We start from the raw sequence: 21,912 nt of genomic DNA, 5'->3' as shown, positions 1-21,912 counted from the left end.
TCTTTACTTATGGTAGGGAGTTAAAAGAGGTGTGGTAGGGAGTTAAAAGAGGTGTAAAAAGTGGCTTGCTAATTGCTTTTTAAAGTTAGGCTACCAATAAAACACAGGGGTTCATTATGGAGATCCAAGGAGTAGGGCAAATATTTGCCACATCAGGTAATAATAGCAACAAGTTAGCACAATCCGGTCTAGAAACGGATTCAGCCTTTAGCAGTTCTTCTTCACCGGTTGAGTCGCAAATAGAAAAACGGATTGATATGCACAATATATCTCCAAATGAATACAATATGCTGGTACGTGCAGGCGTTGCAGATCTTCCTATTCCTATGGTTCTACCCAATGGGCGATTATACTTGGATGGACAACAAGGAAAAATGGGGAATGTCCGAACTGACTACATCGGGCAAATCGAGCAATCTATAAAGTATAGTAAGAGTATCGGCGATGTTAATCAGGCAAACTTCCTTGAAAATAGATTAGCGATTGTAAAAGAGCTTCATGGTAAAGATTATTTGCAGACAGAACATGCTTTAGGCCTTGATGTCATGGCTTAAATTGGTTTACCAATGAGATAGATAAGCCCCAAAATTCGAAATACTCGTTACAGCGGCGCATAATAGGCCAATTGGGGAGATGAAAATTTAAGAGGAAACACCGAATTAAAGTCGAGTGTTGGGTCTTATTTGATTCGATTTCTGCCTATATACAGCTCTGTTGCGGTATGGTTCACCTAAGTGTGCTTTGTTCATTGTTGCTCAACTTTTGCTTAGATTACTTGGCGGAAAGTCGAGTGTCGTGACCAAAACACACTCAGGAGAACGACAATCAAACAGCAAAGGTCAACAGGCCCTAGCTATAGTGAGTACAGGCTTTATAAATTGATTGTTTTTATCAACTTAATCGGTTCACCATCAACGTCAAACTCACCCGTGATCTCAAGTAACCCATCCTTTAGCCCCCGTAGCTTATCTAGGTTAAAAGTTTTACTTTCATAAGGTGCAAAGGTGACGGGGAGTTGCCAAAGCGGCTCATCATTTTTGAATGAGTGGAATGGGGTAAAATCGACGCGTAATGTGCCACTCGATGCACCTGAATAGGGGCCGGTTAGCGTGATGGTTATATTGTCACGAATAGTGACTTCCATTTTTACGCCATCAAAAGACTTCTCTAGCGTTAGAAGAGGCTTTTGTTGTGTTAATCCGTTCCAACTAATCACTAAGTTCTGAGGGGTATGTTTTGGTAATAGAACACGGTGTTCACCTGAAGCTAGAATTTTGTTGTAGTTACCGTAAGTTAGCGCAATATCATGGATACTGGGATTGTTGACGTAAAGATAGTGCAATCCATCAGAAAAGTAGTTCTGGATGTTGATACCACTTAGCGTAAAGAGCGCATCGTCGCCAAGTGTTGATTGCCATTGCTGCATCAAGTGTTTGAGGGTTTTATGCTCAGTTTCCGTGACTGTCCTAGATTTCTGTTTGTTAAAGATTTCGCGAAGTGGGGTCATACAATCACTTAACTGAGCGCTATATTCCACACAAGTGTTAAAAGCTCTGCGAAGTAAAGGTGCATCGTTAAAGTGCCAAGGATTAGTGGTTTGTTCATTCGTGATCACGTAGTCATGCGCAGCAAAGTACGGCGTTATTCTATGATTGTTATTTCGGCCAAGAAGACTTATTTTTTGCAAGCTAAGGTCTGAAACACCAATTTGGATCAACGGTAGCCTAGCCAATTGCTCATGGTGTTGTGTTTTCATTTTAATAATCAGTGTATCGTCCCGCTTTGAAAGCGTGAGCGCAACTTGATGATATAGCTTAATATCGTTGCGTAATTGCGGCAGCAGTGCGATAGACTTTGCAGGAAACAATGCTTGATTGCTTGAGACTGTTAACTTTACTCCGTCTTGAAGGGTAAATTGCAGTAGAGTGTCTTTATTGAAATCAATTTCTTTTGGTTTAACGCGTCCGAGACGCGCATCTAAGCTCTCGATTGTTAAATCAGCGATTAACGCAAAGCCAATTTCCCCACGTTTTATCTGCTCTGGTTCGAAGTCGATTAGTACTGCAACACTATGCCCATCAAGTGAGTTGATTAGAGGTGTTTTATCGGGGGCGGGAAAATCCATCACGACATGTGTAGAGGAAAAGTTTGGATGAATATCGAGACGATTAAGTGTTTTGCTTTCGGTATTTCTGAGCCAATATGCGGCACCGTTTTGCTCCCAAGGCCCATCGACAATATAAAAACTTGGCGTGGCAGAGCGCACAAACGCTGCAAACTGCTGTTCAAGCTGAGGCCAATCGGGGAAGGTCTGTTTTAAGAGTGCATTGGCAGTTGGCAAGGTGTTTTCAGAGTGAGGATTTGCGTCCATTAATTTGCCGATAAAGCGTTTAAAATATTGATATCGCTCAGGATCGCTCAATAAAAAATGTACGATAAAAAAGTTGAGCCCGCGTTTGAGTGATGGATCATCATTGATTGCTTCGAAAGATGGCTGTCCATTTTGGTGATATTGCTGTAAACCTAAGTGCAGATAATTCATTGGAGCGCGGTCGAAAACCATCACAGTTAGCTGCTTTTTATTTGGATTATATACGTGGCTTGCAATGGCATCAGCCATCCCCTCAGTGATCCAATTGGGTGCCCAAGTTGAGTGACCGTTCAGTGCCATATGAAACGCATGCATGGTTTCATGGATCACGATGTAGCGTTGGTGATGCTGGCGATGACTCGGAAAGTTGTACCCTGCACGGTTATAAAACATAGTTTCGCCGCCAGCCGTTTTATGTACGCCGCGCAAAAAGCCATCATCTAGCATGGCTTCTTTTGTACGTTGGCGTGAACTGCCATAAACGACAGCGATTCTCTTCTTATCAATCGCGGCGGGTGCCATACCAAACAATTCAACATAGTGAGGGTAAGACATTTCTAGTAATTCTAAATAGAGTTTTACTTTGTCCTCAGGAAAGTCACTTTTTAGCGCAAAATGTTTACTCACCCACCAGTCATACCCCCGCGAGTTAGCTATTTTTCCCTCGCTATAAGTCAGCGGAATTTGTTTACCAACATGTTGGATATCAATGTGTCTCAACGTGCTGACTCGACCATTAACGCTTATTTCAGAGCGCATATCAGCGGGGCTTGGAATAGCGGCAATATCGCTTCGTGTAGTTTTACATCCGCTGAGTAAAGCAAGTATTGCAATTAGAGGAGCAAATACTAGCCGGGGCTTTTGGATAGAGGGTATTCGCCAATAAAAGGTATGGAATAGATAAAATAAAGACATGATACTTTTCTCTCGTTATTATTTGTGTATATTGTATGCAATATAAAATAACAAAGATAACAGGTATTGTCATTATGCAAAATCAGCAGCAGTGGTGTGAGCCAGATCCCAATGAAGCAAATCGGTCAAAGTCGTCTTCTGGGTTTGGTCGAACTTTTTACATCGCGAATATCATGGAAATATTCGAACGGCTCGCTTGGTATGGCTTTTTCGCTGTGTCATCAATTTATATGACAACCCCAAAATCACAAGGTGGTATTGGCTTTACTGATATAGAGCGTGGCGCCGTGCAGGGGATTATTCCCTTCTTTTTATATCTTTTGCCTGTTGTAACTGGTGCGCTGGGAGATCGCGTCGGGTATAAAAAGATGTTCTTTTTTGCATTTTTGGTGATGACACCAAGTTATTATTTACTGGGACAGGCACAGAGTTTTTGGCCGTTTTTTGCTGCGCTGAGCTTTGTTGCCCTGGGTGCTGCTTGCTTTAAACCTGTGGTTGTTGGCACCGTCAGCCACAGTACAAACGATGGTAATCGTGGCCTTGGATTTGGGATCTTTTATACCATGGTGAATATTGGTGGGTTTTTAGGTCCTTTGGTTGCGGGGTATATGCGCGCTATTAGCTGGGATGCGGTATTTATGATGTCGGCGATTTGGATTGCCATAAACTTTATCCCCTTGATGTTATTTTACAAAGACCCGCAAACATTACCTAAAACCAAGCAACCTCCTACTCAAGTATTAAAAACGGCACAGTCGGTGCTGGGTAATACACGTTTAGCACTTGCGCTGTTTGTCGCACTGGCGCTATTGATGTCGGCAGGCGTTGGGTTTTCTGACTACAGTCAGGCGTTTACTTGGATTGCAATCTGGTTAGTAGCTAACTGGGTGTGGGACAGAGTACTCATAAATCGAGCGCCGACTAAAGCATGGTGGCAACAACCGATGAAGGTGAGTAACCTGCCGTTTGCGTTATATTTGCTGATCCTTGCAGGCTTTTGGACTGTGTATAATCAGCTGTTTTATACTTTACCTGTGTATATCCGTGATTATGCAGATACCCGAGATATATTGGCGTGGTTTGGCGATTCTGGCGTCGCGTTTTTAGCGCATGTTGATATTGATAAGTTAACTGCTGCTATTTTTACGCTGTTCAATGAGCTTAAGGAAAGTGGCACAGTATCCATTGAAACCATTAGGCTGGAATGGGTTCACCTCAAAGTGAATGTCCCCCATGAGCAAATACAGTTGATACTACAAACGCTAAATGCGCTTCATGATAATGGACAGGCTCTTTCACAGCACCAAGCGCAAGCCCTTGCTAAGCAACTCGTACAATATCGTCAAATCAATCCTGAGTATCTCATCAACTTAGACTTTGCAGCGATCGTGGTCGCACAAATTTTGGTGAGCTTTCTCTGTCAGCGATTTAGACCATTTTATGTGTTAGTCACAGGCTTACTGGTGATGGCGGTTGCGTTTACCGCATTACTTAGCGATAGCGACTGGTTAAGCGGTCAGCTCATTGTCACTGTCATATTGCTTATCGCGCTTGGTGAAATGCTTGCCTCTCCTAAAAGCCAAGAGTATGTCGCGAGTATCGCGCCTCAATCTCAAGCTGCGTTGTATATGGGATACTACTTTGTTTCTATGGCGCTGGGCTTCTTATTTGCTGGATTTTTATCTGGTTGGAGCTATAAAGTGTTAGTACAAGAAATGGCGGCACCTGAGTTAATGTGGGGGCTATTTGCCGCTATCGCGCTTATAACTGCCATTGCATTATTCTGGTTCAACAAAGTGATAATAGACAGAAAAACATACCACTATTGAAATGGGAACAGTTATTGGTCGCGATCGGTTTGTTTGCAAGCCATATTCTCTCTACACTCAAGCAAAAAATGAGGAAGTAACATGAATAAAAAAATATGGATGAGCGCGGCCCTCTTTGTTTCAAGTAGTGTGCATGCACAAACGTATGTTTTAAATGCCGACTCTGCGATTGATGTGGTGTCAGGCAAGCTTATCTCACCTGCCACTGTGGTCGTTGAAGACAATAAAATTATTTCAGTCGGAAAATCAAATCGTAAAGCCTATCCAAAAGGCGCAGAGGTGATAGACCTAAGCGGTCACACATTATTACCCGGTCTATTTGATATGCATGTCCACTTAACTTCAGATGCTCATGTTCATGGCTACAAAAGGTTGCAACGTACCGCACCTCGAGCGGCAATTACTGGCGTTAGAAACGCCAAGCGCACGCTAGATGCGGGCTTTACGTCTGTTCGTAACCTCGGTGCTGCTGGCTATGCTGACATTGCGCTGCGAGATGCCATTATTGATGGTGATGTATCAGGCCCACGTGTAAATGCAGCAGGCCCTTCACTTGGGATCACTGGCGGCCATTGTGACAATAACCTCCTAACCCATGAGCATAAAGTCTTTTCAGAAGGGGTTGCAGATGGTCCCTGGGCGGTAAGGCAAAAGGTACGTGAAAATATTAAATATGGCGCTAACTTAATCAAGTTCTGTGCAACGGGTGGCGTACTATCTAAAGGCACTAAAGTGGGGGCTCAGCAATATTCTCAAGAGGAAATGACGGCGATTGTAACCGAAGCGCACCTACGCGGCTTAACGGTTGCAGCCCACGCGCATGGTACAGACGGTATCAAGTCCGCAATTAAAGCAGGAGTGAACTCGGTTGAGCATGTCAGTTTTGTTGATGATGAAGCCATTCAGCTGGCCAAAGATAAAGGCACGTACTTCTCTATGGATATCTACAACACTGAATATATTCTAGGCGAGGGCGAAAAAGCAGGAATTTTAGCAGAGAGCTTAGATAAAGAACGTAAAGTTGGGGCTACTCAGCGTGCTAGTTTTACAAAAGCGGTAAAAGCAGGCGTGAATATGGTGTTTGGCTCTGACGCTGGCGTTTATCCTCACGGTGACAATGGTAAGCAGTTTAGCCGCATGGTGAAGTTTGGCATGACTGAGCTACAGGCTTTGCAGGCCGCTACTATTAACTCGGCGACGTTACTCAAGCAAAACACACTATTAGGCTCGCTTGAGACGGGGAAACTTGCTGATATTATTGCGGTTAAAGGCAATCCGCTCAAAGACATTGGCGTGATGGAAAATGTCACTTTTGTGATGAAAGACGGCAAAGTAGAGAAGCAATAACCAAATGCTCAGCAGCTAATGCTTTTTTTAACAACTACGTCCTGACCTTTGAGGAACTGGCGATTAATTTTGGCATTATCCGCTGACAAACGAGCAAAAAAGGCGCACAATAGCAAGCGTTGCCAGACAAGGTATTTCATGATGGATTTGAAATACCTAAGTGCTTTTCTAAGACCCTAGAGTACTTAAGTATTATACTTTTAAGGGCAACATGATGAATACGCAACTTCCTAAAATCGTGATAGTCGGTGGTGGTGCTGGTGGTTTAGAGTTGGCTACACAGCTAGGACATAAACTCGGGAAAAAGCGCCAAGCAGAAATCTTATTAATTGATAAAAATCGTAGCCATATTTGGAAACCGCTGCTCCATGAAGTCGCGACAGGATCTATTGACGCTGACTTAGATGGTGTGGTTTATTCTGCTCATGCGGCAAAGCATTATTATCAGTTTCAACTCGGCAGTTTTAGCCACGTAGACTCAATCAATAACACCATCACGCTGAGCGAGCTAAGAGACGAACTCGGTCATCGTATTCTCCCAGAGCGACAAGTCAACTATGACTATTTAGTGCTTGCTATTGGTAGTATTAGCAATGATTTTAATACTCCAGGGGTCAAGGAGCACTGCTTCTTTCTCGATTCAAATCAGCAAGCTGAGCGATTTCAGCATGCACTTCTCGATAACTTTACACGCTTACATCAAGACGATGATCAGAAGCATTCGTTAACTATTGGCATTGTTGGTGGTGGTGCTACAGGCGTTGAGCTTTCTGCTGAGCTGTATCATGTGTCTGACATGTTGAAAATGTACGGGCTGAATAAAATGACTGCCAAACGCCTTCGTATCGATTTAATAGAAGCAGGTCCTCGAATATTACCAGCACTCCCTGAGCGTATTGCCAATTCAGCTAAACAGGAGCTTGTGAAGCTCGGTGTCACGGTGCGAGAAGGTACCCAAGTAAAGCAGGCAACTGAAGACAGTTTTATTACTAAAGAAGATGAGCAGCTAAAGGCAGACATCAAAGTGTGGGCTGCGGGGGTAAAAGCACCTGACTTTATTAAAGAGATTGGGCTGTTCGAGCTTACTCGCAATAATCAAATTAAGGTAAATCAATACTTACAAAGCAGTGTAGATGAGCATATTTATGTCATCGGTGATTGCTGCGCATTTACCCAAGCGGATGGTACTCAAGTGCCGCCGCGTGCTCAGTCCGCCCATCAAATGGCGCAATGTGTAGAGAAAAATCTAATCGCAGCATTAAAAAATCAATCTTTGCACGAGTTTACCTATAGTGACCACGGCTCTTTAGTGAATTTATCTCGTTATAGCACCGTTGGGAGTTTAATGGGAAACCTAACCAGCAATAGCTTTTTTATTGAAGGTAAGATAGCGCGATTCATGTACATCTCGTTGTATAGAATGCATCAGCGCGCAATCCATGGTATCGCAAAAACTTTTGCACTATGGATAAGCGAAAAGGTGCTTAGAGTGGTACGGCCAAAAATGAAACTGCACTAAACCCAGTTTGATATGTTACTTAAAAGCCGACGAAGGTCGGTTTCAAATGTAAGCGTGCCATAATAATCTTGCTCAGCAATACAAACGCTACAATAAACTTCTAAGGTGAAGTCCAGTATGGCCGGCTCTATATTTCAATAAACGGCAGAAATTTGATTTGGAAGAGTAATTAATCACTTTGTTACTTTTGATTAACGAAATGGGTCGTGAAATATCTACTTTTACTCTAGTATGATTAATCATGCGATTAAAGGAGTAAAAATATGACTGAAGAGTTAGTAGAGATTGCGGAGACACCGAGGGATAAACTGGTGACAGCGGGAAAAAACTTATTTATTAGAAAAGGTTATAATCGCGTCACTACGAGAGCAATAGCTGAGCAGGCTGACGTGAACGTCGCTTTAATAAAATATTATTTTAGCGATAAGGCGGGTTTGTTTGAAGCGGTATTTCGTGAAGTTGCAGCTCCTTTACTAGGTTTACTTGAGGAAGTTAAGGTGTCACAGCTACAAGATGTGTCGCCGATTATATTGACTCAGTTTGTTGAGAACTATTACCAAGTGATGAGCACTTACCCAACACTTCCGAAGATCATTTTGATTGCGTTACACGATACTCATTCTAAGGAGCATGAGATCATTAGACGGATCTTCTTGGAGCATGTGGAAGTTGGAGTAAAAATATTGAATTCGGCGTTTAGGCAACTCGTGCCATCGAAACCTATTCGTGTTGAGTGGTTATTGTTAACCTGCCTTAGTCTATCTTCATTTCCATTTTTAGTACCGCCCGTAATACAACCATTGCTGGGTATTGAGAGCAAAAACACTCAGCATTGGCAAGCGCTTGGTGAACATCAACAAGCCATCTTTAACGTGTTTCTCTCTCAAATTGCTGAACAGAAGACATCATGACGACACTATTCTTAATCATATTGGTTTTATTTTACAGATGAGTGTGAATAGCTGATAGAAACTCGAGAGTAGAATCCTCGGTATAATCGAATGACCTCTGGTATAGCCAAGCGGAGAATTGTTAGGGGTTATTCAACTTTGCTGTTTGATTTTTGTTCTCTTGAGGGGGGGCAACGCTTGACTTGCCGGTTAGCAATCTAACTAAGCAAAAGTTGAGAAACAATGAACAAAGCGCACCCAGGTGAACCCAAAGGACAGCGCTTGATTAGCACTTCTTTTGTGTTGCTCAACAAGGATGTGGGGTAACTTAGCTTTCATAAATACCAGTCAGATTGCCGGAAAAATAAACTTAAAAGATAAACTAAACCTAGTTGAGCTAATGAGAAATTATGGCAACAGCGTAGTAAAAAGATAAGCACTGGCAAAAATTTCAATGTCAAAAGCATGAGCGCAGCTAGATTAGTTGTACAAATTCGTCGGTACTGATAACTTACGACGAAGTTTTGTTTTAAAAGGAAAATTTTGATGGACTTGCAATCTTTGGCTGTGTTTGCGGTGGCGTGTCTCGCGATTAACCTCATTCCAGGCCCCGATGTGATCTATATTGTGTCCAATACAATGAAGGGTAAAATGTCTGCAGGGTTAAAGGCTGCATTAGGCTTAGGCACTGGTTACTTCATTCATACTATTGCCGCTTGTTTAGGATTATCAGCAATTATTTTAAGCTCAGCCTTTGCGTTTACTGTGGTGAAGTGGCTTGGCGCTGCTTACCTAGTTTATTTAGGGATTCAGTCGTTATTATCGATGTGGCGTGGCGATAGTCAACTTCAGTTAAAACAAACCGAGGTTGCAACAGGCAATGTCTTTATGCAGGGGGTATTGGTAAGTGTTTTAAACCCTAAAGTGGCTTTGTTTTTCTTATCCTTTTTACCACAATTTGTTGACCTTTCAGCACATTCCACTTCGCTGCAAATTTTAATGCTCGGCATGTTGTTTAGTGCCCTGGCGACACTTTGTAACTTGATTTACGCGGTAGCCGGAAGCTGGCTATTCAATCGTCCTAATGCTAAGCGGTACTCTCGTGCCCTTGAAGGTATCTCGGGCGTATTGCTGCTGGGATTAGCTGGAAAAGTTATCGCGAGCGAGAAGTAGAGTAATCAAAGGTGACTAAAAAAGGTAATCTAAAGTAGTAGAGTTACACGTGGAAAAGTCTAAAATCTGGAAAGACAAGTCTGTTGAGGGTATCGAGCTTTTATCAGCGCAATATACTAAATTTGAGTTTGCCAAACATTGGCATGATGAATTGGCTATTGGCGTGATAGAAGAGGGTGCTGAAGGTATTCTCTATGGCGGGCAAAAGTTGATTGTGCCTAAACACCACGTTGTTGCTATCAACCCTTCTGAAGTGCACACCGGATTCCCAGGTGTGCCAAGTGGATGGCGCTATCGAATGTTTTACTTTGATCTCGCATTTCTACAGCGACTTTTTGATAATATGAGTGTGCACTTAGCGCCCGTTGTTACTCGCACCATCATTGATGATAATCGTCTATTTTTAGGTTTATTGCAGCTTCATCAAGCCATGGAGCAAGCCAGTTTCACACTGACAAAAGAGTCGTTGTTGCTGATGACCTTAGAAAAGGTGTTTACTCAGTATGGCTCAGTGACAAACCCTGAAAACACTGCTTTTATTGATACTCACAGCGTGTTTCGTGCAAGAGATTACCTTTTTGATAACTGGCAAGAAAATATTTCACTCGATGAGTTAGAGTGTTTAACGGACAGCACTCGGTTTCAATTAATTAAAGGTTTTAATTCTGCATTTGGCCTGACTCCACACCAATTCCTCCTGCAAATTAAAATCCAAAAGGCCAAGCTGCTGCTTGCTAAGGGCATGACGTGTGTGGACACGGCGCTAACCTGTGGCTTTTATGATCAAAGCCATTTTAGTCGTAACTTCAAGCGGGCATATGGGGTATCACCGTCTAATTACAGGTGCTGATATCTAGGCCTTTGGCTTAATTTCAATTTTGTACAAGAACATGCCTTGCGATTTCTGTACTTTGTGTGCTTTCACAAAGGAGAAGTTTCAACCATGAGTTTGTTTATCATTTGGTTTAGTGCCATGTTCCCGTTAGTTTTTAGTCCTGGACCTGCAAATATCGTATTTGCCGCATCAGGTGCGAATGTCGGAGTGAGGCGGTCATTAGGACTCTTGGCCGGAGTTGACGTAGTGTATATTCTAAAGTCGCTGCTGGTGGGGTATGGTCTTGGCAAAGTCGTTGAGTCTCACCCCATGGCTTTGAATATTATGCAATTGATAGGTGCAATTTACCTCATATATCTGGCAACGAAATTTTTTGCCGCGACTAAAAACACCCCAGCAAATGATAGCAAAAAATTAGGTTTTATAGATGGAGCGTTGCTGCAAATATTGAATAGCAAAGGATGGGTATTAGTCTTTATTATGTTTACGCTTTTTAGTGAGCAAGCAAATGAGACCTTCGGCGCGTTGGGCAATTTAATTCTGGTGTTGTGGCTTGCGATACTTAATATTTCGGTGCATTTGGTGTGGATTAAAGCTGGTGATTTGTTGGCGCGAGTGTCGAATGACCCAAATTATAATAAATGGTTGAATCGGTTTTACGGCGGCTGTTTGTATCTGGTCGCGGCTTGGTTAATTTTCGATAATGAAATTTGGCGCGAAGGTTTGATCTGAGCAAAAATAAAGGCTTCTAAATAGAAGCCTTTATTTGTATACAAGTATTAGGGTGATTACATCACTCGCATGCCAGGCTGTGAGCCCTCGTCTGGATTTAAGATGTAAATCTCTTTACCACCGGGGCCAGCGGCCAATACCATGCCTTCCGACATGCCAAAACGCATCTTACGAGGTTTTAGGTTTGCAACCATTACTGTTAACTTGCCGATAAGATCTTCAGGTGAATAAGCCGATTTAATGCCAGCAAATACCTGGCGCGTTTCACCACCTAAATCAAGCGTAAGTTTAAGCAGTTTATCTGCACCTTCAACATGCTCTGCGTTAGCAATTTTTGCGACACGCAGATCAACTTTGGCAAAATCATCGAATTCGATTTCCGCAGAGATTGGCTCTTTGGCAAGCGGGCTATTCGGATCTGCTGCTACAGATTGACCACCTACTTTCTTTTCAAGGCTTTCTTTAGACGACTCGATCATCGCATTCACTTTATCAAGCTCAACACGCTGCATTAGCGCTTTAAATTTATTGATTTCATGATTAACAAGAGCGTTGTTAACACTTTCCCAAGTAAGCTCGGTATTTAAGAAAGCTTCTACATTTTTCGCCATACCTGGAAGGATAGGCTTTAAATAAGTCAGTAGTACGCGGAATAGGTTAAGACCCATAGAGCACACTTGATGTGCACGCTCAAGCGTCTCTTCATTCTTTGCAAGCACCCAAGGCGCTTCGGCATCAATAAACTGGTTTGCTTTGTCAGCAAGGGTCATGATCTCACGCACTGCGCGGCTGTATTCGCGGTTTTCAAAATGTGTCGCGATTGAATCCTTTGCAGCAACAAAGCTAGTTAATAGTGCTTCGTCCATAACAGAGCCGCTTAGCTTGCCGTCAAATTTCTTAGTAATAAAGCCTGCACACCGACTTGCGATGTTTACCACTTTGCCCACTAAGTCTGAGTTTACGCGTGCCGCGAAATCTTCTAAGTTTAGATCTAAATCCGTAACGCCGCTGTTTAGTTTAGCTGCATAGTAATAACGTAGATATTCAGGGTCTAAATGCTCTAGATAAGTACGAGCCTTTACAAAAGTGCCTTTTGATTTAGACATCTTAGCGCCATTCACGGTGACAAAACCGTGAGCGAATACGTTATTTGGTTTACGGAAATTAGCGCCATCAAGCATCGCAGGCCAAAATAGGCTGTGGAAGTAGATGATGTCTTTGCCGATAAAGTGATAAAGCTCGGCGTCAGATCCTTCACCCCAAAACTCGTCAAAGTTTAGGCCTTGTTTCTCGCAAAGGTTTTTGAAGCTTGCCATGTAGCCGATTGGTGCATCCAACCAAACATAGAAATACTTGCCAGGCGCGCCTGGTATTTCAAAACCAAAATAGGGGGCGTCACGGCTGATATCCCATTGCTGCAAGCCGTCTGCAAACCATTCGTCTAGCTTGTTCGCCATTTCAGATTGCAGACTACCTGAGCGTAGCCATGTTTTTAGCATGTCTTCAAACGCTGGTAAGTCAAAGAAGTAATGCTCTGAGTCTTTCAAGATGGGTGTCGCACCAGACATCACTGATTTTGGCTCAATTAATTCTGTTGGGCTGTAGGTTGCACCGCAGGCATCACAGCTGTCGCCATTTTGATCTTCAGACTTACAAGTCGGGCAAGTGCCAGTAACAAAACGATCTGGTAGGAAAATGCCTTTCTCTGGGTCAAATAACTGTGAAATCGTGCGCTTTTTGATATAGCCTTTTTCGTCTAAACGAGTGTAGATTAGCTCGCTTAGTTCACGGTTTTCGTCACTGTGTGTGCTGTGATAGTTATCAAACTTGATATTGAAGTCTGCAAAGTCACGCTGACGCTCAATACTTACCTGCTTAACCATTTCTTCAGGCGTGATACCTTGCTTCTGTGCATTTAGCATGATTGGTGTGCCGTGCGCATCGTCCGCACATACATAATAGGCTTCATGGCCTTGTAGCTTTTGGAAGCGAGCCCAAATATCGGTTTGAATATATTCCAGCAAGTGGCCTAAGTGTGTGGGGCCATTTGCATATGGTAATGCACTGGTAATGAGAATTTTTCTCTTCGTCATAACGATTCCATGAATTTAGCGCGATCTTTCTAATTGATGGTGTTGAATTGGTTGATTATTCACCGAGTTAACACTTGAATGGACAAGTGTGCTTAGTGACTCACCTTAGTTCAGACCATGAACCGCGAATTGACTGGTTTTAATGAGTTGAATGTTACATAATTCCGTGGCTATTTTCATCACCCAGAGGAGTTTAATTTGTATGTTTGGACTGGAAAAATGGTTTGCCAAGGGAAAAAACACCAAACAGGCAATCATTGAGCTTTTAAATGGTTATCGTAGTGCCGCATTACCAGTGGGCATTGATGCAAACTGGGTGATCAAAACACAAGAATCAAAGGCGCAAATTCAAGTACAAATTAATTTCCCATTTGCCATCCAATGCGACCAAGATGTTGCTAGTTATCTACAGCAACACTTAGGCAAGCCCGTTGAGGTGACATCGAAAGTCGTCGTTGTCGGCAGACCAAAATTTAAAGCCATTAAACATATTATTCTTGTTGCCTCAGGTAAGGGCGGAGTGGGTAAGTCTACCACTGCGATTAATTTGGCGTATGCGCTACGTGCTCAAGGCGCGAAAGTCGGTGTGCTAGATGCTGATATTTATGGCCCTTCGCTACCTAGTTTACTGGCTCTTGAGGATGAAAAACCTCAGGCGAAAGATGATAAAACCTTACTACCAATTGAAAAGTCGGGCATTAAAGCCATGTCTATTGGCTTTTTAGTCCCTGCAGAAGACGCCACTGTTTGGCGCGGACCAATGGCTTCTCAAGCGCTTACTCAATTGTTAAATGAAACGGATTGGGGCGAGCTGGATTATCTGATTGTTGATATGCCACCAGGCACAGGAGATATCCAACTCACTATGACGCAAAAAGTGCCAGCCAGTGGCGCGGTGATTGTCACCACTCCTCAAACATTGGCGCTTGCAGATGCACAGAAGGGCATCGCGATGTTTGAAAAAGTGCAGCTCCCCATTTTAGGTTTGGTCGAAAATATGAGTTACTTCAATTGTGCGCAATGTGGTAGCCGCAACCATATTTTTGGTCACTCTGGTGGCACCACGTTGGCGAGTCGCTATGGTGTGCCTTTACTTGCGGAAGTACCGCTTAACGACCAAATTAGAACAGCAACAGAGCAGGGCGAAGATATCATTGCCGCGACCCGTGAGCCTAGTTCAGAAAGTAAGACTGACAATCATGGTATAGCAGATCACTATGTTGATTGTGCCCAACTGGTTGCCAGTATGTTATATTACCAATCAGACTCAACATCGGGTGTTGAGATTGTGATGACGGAAGACTAAGAATGAGATTATCGGATACCCATATTCGAGAAGCGATCGAACAACAACGCATAATCATCGAACCGACCCCAAAGCCTGATATGATTTCAGGCGTTACCGTGGATTTAAGACTGGGTAACAAGTTCAGAGTGTTTCAGGACCATGCCGCGCCTTACGTTGATCTCAGTGGTCCTAAAGATCAGATCAATGCCGCGATGGAATCCATCATGAGTGACGAAATTGTGTTAGAAGATGGCCAAGCGTTTTTCTTGCACCCTGGTGAGCTTGCGCTGGCAATGACGTATGAAAAGGTAACGCTACCTGCCGACCTTGTTGGTTGGTTAGATGGCCGCTCGTCGCTGGCAAGACTTGGTTTAATGGTTCATGTTACTGCGCATCGTATCGATCCCGGTTGGTCTGGAAACATCGTATTGGAGTTTTACAACTCCGGTAAGTTACCTTTGGCACTTAGGCCAAATATGAAAATAGGTGCGATGAGTTTTGAAACGATGACCAGTGCCGCGCAATTTCCTTATAACGAGCGCAAAGACGCCAAATATAAGGATCAAACTAGTGCGGTTGCTTCACGTATTAGTGACGACAGTTAATGGAATACTTTGGCGGATGGATTGGCGCGCTAGTCGTTAGCCTACTATAAGCAAATTTGACCCTTATGTTTGGAATAACAACGGCTAGAGAACAAGTTGTTATTCCAATCTTAAAATTAAATATTAGACCTCCTATAACGGCACACCACCTTTACATTTTTGAGCTCACACCAAATCAGTCATAACGATTTAAATTCAATAATATTTTTGCATTTGCTTTGATCCAAACCATACTTACAACAATACGTTTTTATGTTGTCGAACGATACATCATGTAAATGGCTACAGAAGACAAAGTGAATACGTGTTGGCGCGAGAATGACGTAGCCTACTGATTTTCAATGGAATTTAATTAATAACCGTGAGGGTTAGTGTTTTTCTGAATGATAACGCTTGGTTCTTTGGATAATGAATAGGCTAATAAATCACCGTCAAAGTGACTCAAGGAGAATGGGTATGTGGCTTAGCACTGCTAGGTATGTCACGTTGATGTTTATGATAATTGTGAGCTGTACTTTTGCGATGTCGGCTTCTGCTGAAACGCAGTTGGCTGCAAAAAATATAGAAGCAAGACCACTAGTTTCGGTAGGTTACGGTGACTTTGCCGAAGCCCAATTTAGTGAATCGCAAGAGGCTGTAATTATTCCGAAGGGGGTGGCTGTTTGGCTTCGAGTCACGAATCTTATTTATGCTGATTCGTCAGGCCAAGTGCTAACAGTTTCACGTCCATCTATGGGCAGTGTTGAGTTTTTTACCACTGACTCTACTGGAAAATTAATTCAAATTTCCAATAGTAATAACCATACATCATTGAGACATTTTTCACCCCATTTGGTGATTGATACCACTAGCCATGTTGAGCCGTTAATCGTTAAAGTTCAATCACCTTATGTTGCCGTGTCGCGAGTGAGCATTGAACCCTATGAAGTGTATATCAAAAATACCAATGCTCATTTATTTTTAACTGGGCTATTTCTTGGGGTGATATTTTTACTGAGTATCTTTATGCTCAGTACCGGTGTTATTTCGAAGCGCCTAAGTCTGCTTTCGGTTAGTGGCTATTTGCTGTCATTAGCCTGCTTGTACGTAGCTCATAAAGGACTTGCGGATATCTTTTTTAGCTACCAAAATAGTATTCATTTTCTACATTACAGTGGCAGCTTTGTGTGTTTTTCACTTGGCTTCACCCTTTTGTTTTTTCATCACTTCCTCACTAAAAATAGGCTTGAACGAAAGACGAAGCTAATCATCAAGACGACTGCCCATGTTTATTTATTAAGCGGTATTGTCGTTGCATTTGCAAAAGTGGATTTACCGCTTGCTTTGCAATCAATTATGGTTATCGGGGCAATCGCGTTAATTATAATGATTCTGGTAAGCCAAGATAAAGACAGTCGCAAAGAAGTCTATTTCTGCTGCGCAATTTGGTCTCCCATGGTGGCGGTATTAATTGGCTTTGCAGGAAGTCAATTGATACAGCCAAGTGAGCAAATATCAGCCGTAAACTATGTATTGATCAGCCTGCATTTAATGTTGTTACTCCTGTTTGTGGTTTGGCATGATGCAGAAAAGCGGCGCATGTATATTCATTATGCTGAGTATGATAAAGAGACTGCACTGCCCAATAAATTCGCCCTGTTTGGCTCACTCGCTAAGCTTGAGGAGCAAAATAAAGCGCATACCCTAGTGCTCTTTAAACCACTTATCCTACCATCAATAAGGTTGAGCTTTGGTTTAACTTTTGCAAATCAGCACATCAATAAGCTATTTAAAGAGGTTTCCGAACAGATCAATACTTATGGTAGCGCTGCAGTTGCAAATAAAGGAGAAACACCAATTTATCGTCTCGAAGATCAAGTGTTTGCCATCGTGCTTGACGGTAAAATTGAAGTCAGTCAAGTTGAGCAATATGTATGTATTTTATCTTCCGTTTTTGAAGAAGGAATTGGCTATAAGGGCACGCAAATAGTAGATAGTTTAGAAGTAGGTGTGGCGAATTATCCAATGCACGCAAAATCTACTGAAAAGCTGATCCAGCGCGCACTGCAGGCACTGAATACTAAATCGCATAATGGTCAACGCTGGCATTTATTTGACGTTGAAAGTTCTATTTCCACTGAACGACATTTAAAGCTCACCTCATTTCTCAAAAGTGCGATAGCACATGAGCAGTTTAGTTTGTTTTTTCAGCCACAGGTTGACCTTGGGACCGGGAGGGTGTTCGGCTCGGAAGTGTTACTACGGTGGCTCCATCCTGAACTTGGTTACATTCCACCTGACGAATTTATTCCTATCGCCGAGTCTTCAGGGCAAATTTACGAAATCACGGAGTGGGTGATCGAGCATGCACTGCGTTATCAAGCCGAGATAACAAAGCTATTACCTGAACACGTTATTTCGATAAATGTATCTGGTCGTGATTTAAGTCGAAGAGAGTTGTCGGTACAGCTCATTACACTTATCAATGAGCTTTCGTTAGCACCTTCACAGATTATGATAGAGATCACAGAATCTGTAACAATAGGAAATGAAGCCGAGCTTAAAGGGGTGTTAAATGACTACCGTTCAATCGGCGTAAAAGTAGCGATAGACGACTTTGGTACTGGATATTCCTCACTTGCATACCTGAGTAAGCTTGGATTTGATGAGCTTAAAATTGATAAAAGCTTTGTGATGGATATTGAGACATCCAAAAGTAATCAAAGTATTTGTAAGGCAACTTGTGATATGGCACACAGTTTAGGATCAAAAGTGGTGGCTGAAGGGGTTGAAGATATCAATAGCTATATTCGTTTACAGGCCTATGGCTGCGACTTTGCACAGGGCTATTTTATTTCACGTCCGTTACCGTTTAACGAATTTAAGAGTTGGCTAAGTAAAGTCACCTATGCCGGCGATATAAAATCTTTCCTAGTTCGCTGAAGTAGTTAAAAATGGCCTTAGCGCAGCGTGTTCTATGTTCACTCGTCGGGTAAATTCCCAGCTTTTCTTGCTCAGAATTTTTAATTCCTGCGGCCAAGAATGAATTTGATATATCGCTGTGATAGGCAATAATGGCCTCGAACATTCGAGCGGTTAATTCCTCGGGTAGTGCGTAATAAATTTGTCTATTTGCACTATCAGCAATCTTAGCGGTATGAAAAAACCGATTTGGCTTTTGATGTTGTTCATCTAAAAAGGTATGCGCAAAGAAAGTTGCTAAGGCATTGTTCAATGGGTGTCGTACGGTCTCAGTAGAAAGTAGCCAAGCAGATGATGCAAAAGGTTTCTTTGGCTGTGTTATTAAATGCTGGCAAATATAGTGGTCAAAAGCATGCCACCATTCATGGGCGAGTGCACCACCACCGGCATTTTTTGCCAAAGCGAGTGTTCTGGTATTTGCGGCATAATGCGCTTGAACACCTTGTTGACCGCCTGTACCAAAGGCAAAGTGAAGTGTTCCCCGAAGGCCTATGACTTCAGGTGGTACCTGTAATATTTGGGCTAGATCTGCAAGAGCATCATAAATTAAATTGGCGGATAAACGGGTTTCTTCGGGCGTAACCCAATTACCAATGGTCATGGTTTTAAAGCCAAAGGTCTGCTTGATTTCACTAAAATCCACTTGATCGCCGAATCGATAATCGGGTCCGTGGCGAGCATATCCACGCTGTAGTCTAGAGCTTGGCATTTTCTTCCTTCAATACCTAGCCTTAACATCATCAGGCATGAGCTTCATCTGTTCTTTCACCATGCCTGCTTGAAGTTTATAGAGATCCGCAGTTTCGCATTGATCTACAATCTCGAGAAATTGAGCTGCCGCTTCAAGTGTTGATAAACTGTATTCATGTTTAGATTTACGAATAGTATATTCACTCGCATTTACCGAATCGAACTGAAAACTGGGCAACTGGCTTAGCCACGGGTTGAGATTATAAAGCTTAGTGGCTTTCTTCCACGTACCATCCAATAAGATGATAGCATCAAGCGTTTGATCGAAGTTATATTCTGTAGTTAGGGTTTTGGCATGGCTGCTTGGGTATAGCACAGCGACGTGATTTAAGCGGCAGAAGTTAATTAATTCCTCAAAATCAGCGGTATTTTCTCCAACATAAAGCGTAAACCTATCTAACTGCAAGGCGAGTAGCTTTGCCGTATTTTTGGCAACTTTTACTTCGCTTGGGTGCTGCATGATAATAACTTGGGTTGTATTTGATATTGTGTTTCCAATATAGCTGCAAACGCAAGTGTTTGTGGGAAATCGACAGACTGGACAGGTATTACGTTTCATGATTGATGAGGCATTTTTTAATTTAAGTCACATTTTATCATATCTTGCCTGTATTTACTTTGCACAAGAAACCAGATTTGGCTAGCATAAGTAATAGAATATTAAACTTAAGGAAAATTATGAGCATCGTGATAGATGAAAGTGCCTTAGAGAACATGCAAATGTTACTGGGCGAGCAATTCGAAGATACGGTTCATTTTTGTTGTTCGGAATTCGAGCGGTTAGAATCGGAGTTGATGCTGAACTTGAATCAGGATCAAGAAGCTGCTATTCGTCATGCTCACAGTTTGAAATCTAATGCTGCTCAATTTGGGGCTGCTAGTTTGAGTGAATTGGCAAAGGCGATTGAGCACGCCCTAATTCATGGCGAGGCGGACATTGTCGATGACTCAATTGCGAAGCTAGCAGCGCAAGTTGCAGGTTCAAAAGCTAAATTACAGCAGTGGCTGGAAGTACATTCTTAAAATTAACGTAATCCAAAATGTAAAGAATGAGGTCGTGTATACGGCCTTTTTTAACCTAGTGTTGTGAATAGACCAACTTATCTTAGTACTTGCTTAATCTGAAGGAGCAATTCTGACATCAACTGCGTTAAAAATTTCTCAATGAAAACAAACAAATAGCAAAATTTTTGTTTGGTTATCGCTAGAACTTTCCCGTCTCAGAACGGATCACTTAATTAAGCAAATCGGTATTACTTGTCCCACCCTATCAACTTCATTTTGTACGTTTCTTTTTTGCAGCATAAAAAGTTATCACAAGCATAGAATTTAGACGGCATTGTGATATATGCTTGAGCAAAATGAGGGGGTTATAGATGCTACAAATAACAAAAAGTAATAAGCTAAACGGGGTGAGTTACGATATTCGTGGTCCAGTGTTGGATCAAGCAAGAAAAATGGAAGACGAGGGCATGAAAGTCCTCAAATTAAATATTGGTAATCCGGCGGCATTTGGCTTTGATATGCCAGAAGATATGCACCGAGACATCATAAAAAACTTATATTCTGCGCAGGGGTATTGTGACTCAAAAGGATTATATTCTGCTCGAGTTGCCGTATACCAATATTATCAGCAGAAAAGCTTTCCTAATATTAGTGTTGATAACATCTTCATTGGCAATGGTGTCAGTGAATTGATCCAAATGACCGCACAAGCTTTACTCAATGATGGTGACGAGGTGTTGATCCCCGCACCGGATTATCCGTTATGGACTGCTGCCGTTAAACTATCTGGCGGTAATCCAGTGCATTATCTTTGTGATGAAGAGCAAGACTGGTTTCCAGATATCGAAGATATCAAGCGTAAAATCACGAGTCGTACCAAAGCGTTGGTGCTGATCAATCCAAACAATCCGACCGGTGCGGTATATGACAAAGCATTGCTTGAGGCATTAATTGACGTTGCCAGAGAACACAAGCTATTAATACTGAGTGATGAGATCTACGAAAAGATCTTATATGACGGTGCGGAGCATTTTTCAATAGCAAGCCTTTGTGATGATATACCAGTTATCACTTTTAATGGCTTAGCAAAAACCTATCGTGCGGCCGGGATCCGCATGGGTTGGATGGTGATTAGTGGTAAGCATTCAGTGATGCAGGATTTGATTACAGGCTTAGAAATGCTCGCCTCTATGCGATTATGCGCCAATGTTCCTGCACAGTTTGCCATTCAACAAGCGCTTGGAGGCATACAATCCATCGACCAACTCATTGAACCGGGTGGGCGCTTGTATGAGCAGCGTGATATTGCGTTTAAAGGTTTAAACGATATTGAAGGGATAAGCTGTGTAAAGCCAAAGGGCGCACTTTATGCGTTTCCAAAAGTGGACGTGAAACGGTTTAATATTAAGAATGATGAGCGCATGGTGCTGGACTTGCTCAAAGAAGAAAAAATTCTACTTGTCCACGGACGCGCTTTTAACTGGCCTAGTGCCGATCATTTTAGATTAGTGTTTTTGCCACATAAAGATGATTTACAGCCCGCAATGGATAGAGTAAAGCGCTTTTTTGCACATTACAGTCAGTAATATCTTGTAATAC

The 21,912-nt window shown here is 42.4% G+C and carries 17 protein-coding genes; 13 read left to right on the top strand and 4 right to left on the bottom strand.

Features of this window, described 5'->3' with window-relative positions; all coding sequences use genetic code 11:
* The first annotated feature begins 116 nt into the window (after positions 1 to 116).
* Complete coding sequence (locus tag L1D50_RS07355) at positions 117 to 554, top strand: hypothetical protein (RefSeq protein ID WP_239965797.1); 438 nt, start codon at positions 117 to 119, stop codon at positions 552 to 554.
* 317 nt (positions 555 to 871) lie between these two features.
* Here L1D50_RS07355 and L1D50_RS07350 read toward each other — a convergent pair whose 3' ends face one another.
* Entirely contained in the window at positions 872 to 3,286 is a 2,415-nt protein-coding gene (locus L1D50_RS07350) for a hypothetical protein (RefSeq protein WP_239965796.1), read from the bottom strand.
* Positions 3,287 to 3,360: 74 nt separating this feature from the next.
* Between L1D50_RS07350 and L1D50_RS07345 the strand changes: the two genes are divergently transcribed.
* The 7 genes from L1D50_RS07345 (at position 3,361) to L1D50_RS07315 (ending at position 11,611) form a co-directional block, all read left to right on the top strand.
* Positions 3,361 to 5,115, top strand: coding sequence for an MFS transporter (locus tag L1D50_RS07345; RefSeq protein ID WP_239965795.1), 1,755 nt, complete (start codon positions 3,361 to 3,363; stop codon positions 5,113 to 5,115).
* A gap of 81 nt (positions 5,116 to 5,196) precedes the next feature.
* Entirely contained in the window at positions 5,197 to 6,462 is a 1,266-nt protein-coding gene (locus tag L1D50_RS07340; RefSeq protein ID WP_239965794.1) for an amidohydrolase family protein, read from the top strand.
* 214 nt (positions 6,463 to 6,676) lie between these two features.
* Positions 6,677 to 7,981 carry an NAD(P)/FAD-dependent oxidoreductase gene (locus tag L1D50_RS07335; RefSeq protein ID WP_239965793.1) on the top strand — a complete coding sequence of 435 codons (1,305 nt, stop codon included), beginning with the start codon at positions 6,677 to 6,679 and terminating at the stop codon, positions 7,979 to 7,981.
* A gap of 263 nt (positions 7,982 to 8,244) precedes the next feature.
* Entirely contained in the window at positions 8,245 to 8,892 is a 648-nt protein-coding gene (locus tag L1D50_RS07330) for a TetR family transcriptional regulator (RefSeq protein ID WP_128728302.1), read from the top strand.
* A gap of 525 nt (positions 8,893 to 9,417) precedes the next feature.
* On the top strand, positions 9,418 to 10,044 hold the full coding sequence (locus L1D50_RS07325) for a LysE family translocator (RefSeq protein WP_128728301.1): 627 nt from the start codon (positions 9,418 to 9,420) through the stop codon (positions 10,042 to 10,044).
* A 49-nt stretch (positions 10,045 to 10,093) separates the two neighbouring features.
* Positions 10,094 to 10,894: an AraC family transcriptional regulator gene (locus tag L1D50_RS23550; protein WP_239965792.1), complete on the top strand. Its 801-nt coding sequence runs from the start codon at positions 10,094 to 10,096 to the stop codon at positions 10,892 to 10,894.
* Between the two features lie 93 nt (positions 10,895 to 10,987).
* Positions 10,988 to 11,611 (top strand): LysE family translocator, encoded by a 624-nt coding sequence (locus L1D50_RS07315; RefSeq protein WP_239965791.1) that lies wholly within the window; start codon positions 10,988 to 10,990, stop codon positions 11,609 to 11,611.
* 56 nt (positions 11,612 to 11,667) lie between these two features.
* Here the strand turns inward: L1D50_RS07315 and metG are convergent, their stop codons facing one another.
* A complete protein-coding gene (metG, locus tag L1D50_RS07310; RefSeq protein WP_239965790.1) occupies positions 11,668 to 13,704 on the bottom strand; it encodes a methionine--tRNA ligase in 2,037 nt (678 codons plus the stop codon).
* Between the two features lie 202 nt (positions 13,705 to 13,906).
* Between metG and apbC the strand changes: the two genes are divergently transcribed.
* The 3 genes from apbC to L1D50_RS07295 all read left to right on the top strand — a co-directional run bounded on the left by apbC (position 13,907) and on the right by L1D50_RS07295 (position 18,519).
* On the top strand, positions 13,907 to 15,010 hold the full coding sequence (gene apbC / locus L1D50_RS07305) for an iron-sulfur cluster carrier protein ApbC (protein ID WP_128728297.1): 1,104 nt from the start codon (positions 13,907 to 13,909) through the stop codon (positions 15,008 to 15,010).
* Positions 15,011 to 15,012: 2 nt separating this feature from the next.
* Positions 15,013 to 15,597: a dCTP deaminase gene (gene dcd, locus L1D50_RS07300; protein WP_128728296.1), complete on the top strand. Its 585-nt coding sequence runs from the start codon at positions 15,013 to 15,015 to the stop codon at positions 15,595 to 15,597.
* Between the two features lie 456 nt (positions 15,598 to 16,053).
* The gene (locus L1D50_RS07295; protein WP_239965789.1) at positions 16,054 to 18,519 is read left to right on the top strand and encodes an EAL domain-containing protein; all 2,466 of its coding nucleotides are present in this window, start codon (positions 16,054 to 16,056) and stop codon (positions 18,517 to 18,519) included.
* Here the strand turns inward: L1D50_RS07295 and L1D50_RS07290 are convergent.
* Positions 18,479 to 19,267, bottom strand: a complete 789-nt coding sequence (locus L1D50_RS07290) for a CLCA_X family protein (RefSeq protein WP_239965788.1) — start codon at positions 19,265 to 19,267, stop codon at positions 18,479 to 18,481. The two genes, L1D50_RS07295 and L1D50_RS07290, sit on opposite strands and share 41 nt — an antisense overlap.
* Positions 19,268 to 19,276: 9 nt before the next feature.
* Positions 19,277 to 19,867, bottom strand: a complete 591-nt coding sequence (locus L1D50_RS07285) for a tRNA-uridine aminocarboxypropyltransferase (protein ID WP_128728293.1) — start codon at positions 19,865 to 19,867, stop codon at positions 19,277 to 19,279.
* Between the two features lie 119 nt (positions 19,868 to 19,986).
* Here L1D50_RS07285 and L1D50_RS07280 point away from each other — a divergent pair, with 119 nt between their 5' ends.
* Positions 19,987 to 20,331 carry an Hpt domain-containing protein gene (locus L1D50_RS07280; protein ID WP_128728292.1) on the top strand — a complete coding sequence of 115 codons (345 nt, stop codon included), beginning with the start codon at positions 19,987 to 19,989 and terminating at the stop codon, positions 20,329 to 20,331.
* Between the two features lie 353 nt (positions 20,332 to 20,684).
* Positions 20,685 to 21,899, top strand: a complete 1,215-nt coding sequence (locus L1D50_RS07275) for a pyridoxal phosphate-dependent aminotransferase (RefSeq protein ID WP_095727258.1) — start codon at positions 20,685 to 20,687, stop codon at positions 21,897 to 21,899.
* Positions 21,900 to 21,912 lie beyond the last annotated feature (13 nt).

The organism is Pseudoalteromonas sp. Isolate6 (genome assembly GCF_022398435.1).
GTDB lineage: Bacteria > Pseudomonadota > Gammaproteobacteria > Enterobacterales > Alteromonadaceae > Pseudoalteromonas > Pseudoalteromonas galatheae.
The sequence above is the reverse complement of the archived record's forward strand: the minus strand, read 5'-3'. Positions and strand labels throughout refer to the sequence as shown.